Here is a 255-nt window from a genome sequence, read left to right on the forward strand (position 1 = left end):
CAAAGGGCGCACGGTGAATGCCTTGGCACTAGGAGCCGATGAAGGACGGGACGAACACCGATATGCTTTGGGGAGCTGTAAGTAAGCTAAGATCCAGAGATTTCCGAATGGGGGAACCCAACAGCTAATGGCTGTTACACGCAAGTGAGGTAGACGCAGAGAACTGAAACATCTAAGTACCTGCAGGAAGAGAAAGAAAAATCGATTCCCTGAGTAGCGGCGAGCGAAACGGGAAGAGCCCAAACCGACGTGCAT

1 rRNA gene is annotated in these 255 nt (G+C 51.8%); it reads left to right on the plus strand.

Annotated elements, in window-relative coordinates:
* Window positions 1–255: ribosomal RNA gene (locus ACEN3Z_RS12040) — 23S ribosomal RNA — on the plus strand; the annotation flags it as partial.

This window comes from Ruoffia sp. FAM 26254, assembly GCF_045528545.1.
Taxonomy (GTDB): Bacteria; Bacillota; Bacilli; order Lactobacillales; family Aerococcaceae; genus Ruoffia; species Ruoffia halotolerans.